The sequence below is a fragment of the Streptomyces sp. NPDC051822 genome (assembly GCF_044452745.1).
Lineage (GTDB): Bacteria > Actinomycetota > Actinomycetes > Streptomycetales > Streptomycetaceae > Streptomyces.
The window spans coordinates 1-2,706 of the sequence record NZ_JBITBZ010000033.1 but is presented as its reverse complement, the minus strand read 5'-3'; the positions used below and the strand labels follow the sequence as shown (position 1 = coordinate 2,706).

Sequence of the window (2,706 nt, the reverse complement as noted above, 5' to 3'; positions counted from 1 at the left end):
AGGTCACTCGGATACGGACGTCGCTTCGTCATGCTTCCGGCGTACCGCCACGAGCCGAATGCGCCCAGGCGCACGGCAGCGGCAGTGGAAGCACACGACTACGAAGGCCGGGCACCCTGGGATGAAACAGGATCACGTCGCCTTCCGTCCCACCCGCAACCCCACAAGCCCCGCAGATACCGACGATTTCCACGGCCTCACCCGCACCACCGTCCGACGCCTCAGGAACTGGCTGATACGCGGGCATTGCGAGTGAAAACGACCTCTTACTGATCGTTTCAGAATGACGTTCGAAGCCGTCTCAAGCAGATGATGCTGCAAGCGAGTTGAAGCAGGCCGAGGTGTAGATCAGCTCGTATCTCGTAGCGGATCCGGAGGCGTTTGAATTGGTGGAGCCAGGCGAAGGTCCGCTCCACGACCCACCGGGACTTGCCCAGGCCGGAGCCGTGCGGGACGCCGCGACGGGCGATCTTCGGTGTGATGCCGCGGGCCCGGAGGATGCGCCGGTACTTGTCGTAGTCCTAGCCGCGGTCGGCGAACAGCCGGCCCGGCCGGTTCCGCGGCCGCCCACGGACGCCGCGAATGGGGGGTATCGCATCGAGCAGTGGCATCAGCTGGGTGACGTCGTGCCTATTTACGCCGGTCAGGGCGACGGCCAGAGGGGTGCCGTGCCGGTCGGTGATCAGGTGGTGCTTGCTGCCCGGCCGCGCGCGGTCGACCGGCGAAGGTCCGGCGTGAGCCCCCCTTTCAGGGCCCGGACGTGCGAGGCGTCGATCGCGCAGTCGTCCATGTCCAGCAGACCGGCTCTGCACAGCTCGGCCAGGAGCACTCGTGCAGGCGGGGCCACACCCCGGCCTCGGTCCAGTCCCGCAGGCGCCACCAGGCCGTCACCCCACTGCAGCCGGTCCGCCCCGCGGGCACGTCTCTCCAGCTCACGTTCTTGCGCAGCACGTAGACGATGCCCCGCAGGGCCGCACGGTCGTCCGCCGGCAGGCGTCCGGGATACCGATGGCGCCGCGGCGGGCGGGGCGGCAGCAGCCGAGCGATGCGTTCCCACAGATCATCAGGCACAAGATCATCCGACACCCGCAACACTCTGCCGCCCCCAAGCCCGGCCGCCAACCCCCTGCAGCGAACTCATTCTGAAACGATCAGTTAAGAGGGAGCTCTTCGCAGCGGGTACGTCCTATGGAGCGGCAGGTTCGAGCCCTGGGGGCACTGTTGTCCGGCGCGTGCCGGGGCACGCTACGACGATGCCGGTCCGCGCCGGTCGGCAGTTACCGGAGCGGGGGCCGGGGGGCCGGCGAAGGCCAATGCAGTTGCTTTAACGCCGTGGGGTCAGGGGCAGTCGTTAACGACTGCCCCTGACCCCACGGCGTTAAAGCAACTGCATTGGCCTTCGCCGGCCCCCCGGCCCCCGCTCCGGTAACTGCCGACCGGCGCGGACCGGCATCGTCGTAGCGTGCCCCGGCACGCGCCGGACAACAGTGCCCCCAGGGCTCGAACCTGCCGCTCCATAGGACGTACCCGCTGCGAAGAGCTCCCTCTTAACTGATCGTTTCAGAATGAGTTCGCTGCAGGGGGTTGGCGGCCGGGCTTGGGGGCGGCAGAGTGTTGCGGGTGTCGGATGATCTTGTGCCTGATGATCTGTGGGAACGCATCGCTCGGCTGCTGCCGCCCCGCCCGCCGCGGCGCCATCGGTATCCCGGACGCCTGCCGGCGGACGACCGTGCGGCCCTGCGGGGCATCGTCTACGTGCTGCGCAAGAACGTGAGCTGGAGAGACGTGCCCGCGGGGCGGACCGGCTGCAGTGGGGTGACGGCCTGGTGGCGCCTGCGGGACTGGACCGAGGCCGGGGTGTGGCCCCGCCTGCACGAGTGCTCCTGGCCGAGCTGTGCAGAGCCGGTCTGCTGGACATGGACGACTGCGCGATCGACGCCTCGCACGTCCGGGCCCTGAAAGGGGGGCTCACGCCGGACCTTCGCCGGTCGACCGCGCGCGGCCGGGCAGCAAGCACCACCTGATCACCGACCGGCACGGCACCCCTCTGGCCGTCGCCCTGACCGGCGTAAATAGGCACGACGTCACCCAGCTGATGCCACTGCTCGATGCGATACCCCCCATTCGCGGCGTCCGTGGGCGGCCGCGGAACCGGCCGGGCCGGCTGTTCGCCGACCGCGGCTAGGACTACGACAAGTACCGGCGCATCCTCCGGGCCCGCGGCATCACACCGAAGATCGCCCGTCGCGGCGTCCCGCACGGCTCCGGCCTGGGCAAGTCCCGGTGGGTCGTGGAGCGGACCTTCGCCTGGCTCCACCAATTCAAACGCCTCCGGATCCGCTACGAGATACGAGCTGATCTACACCTCGGCCTGCTTCAACTCGCTTGCAGCATCATCTGCTTGAGACGGCTTCGAACGTCATTCTGAAACGATCAGTAAGAGGTCGTTTTCACTCGCAATGCCCGCGTATCAGCCAGTTCCTGAGGCGTCGGACGGTGGTGCGGGTGAGGCCGTGGAAATCGTCGGTATCTGCGGGGCTTGTGGGGTTGCGGGTGGGACGGAAGGCGACGTGATCCTGTTTCATCCCAGGGTGCCCGGCCTTCGTAGTCGTGTGCTTCCACTGCCGCTGCCGTGCGCCTGGGCGCATTCGGCTCGTGGCGGTACGCCGGAAGCATGACGAAGCGACGTCCGTATCCGAGTGACCT

2 pseudogenes are annotated in these 2,706 nt (G+C 68.1%); one reads left to right on the top strand and one right to left on the bottom strand.

From position 1 onward, the window contains the following. Positions 1 to 278: 278 nt before the first annotated feature. Positions 279 to 1,086, bottom strand: a pseudogene (locus ACIA8N_RS36485) (IS5 family transposase). A gap of 534 nt (positions 1,087 to 1,620) precedes the next feature. Between ACIA8N_RS36485 and ACIA8N_RS36480 the strand changes: the two are divergent. Beyond that, positions 1,621 to 2,428, top strand: a pseudogene (locus ACIA8N_RS36480) (IS5 family transposase). Positions 2,429 to 2,706: the final 278 nt, after the last annotated feature.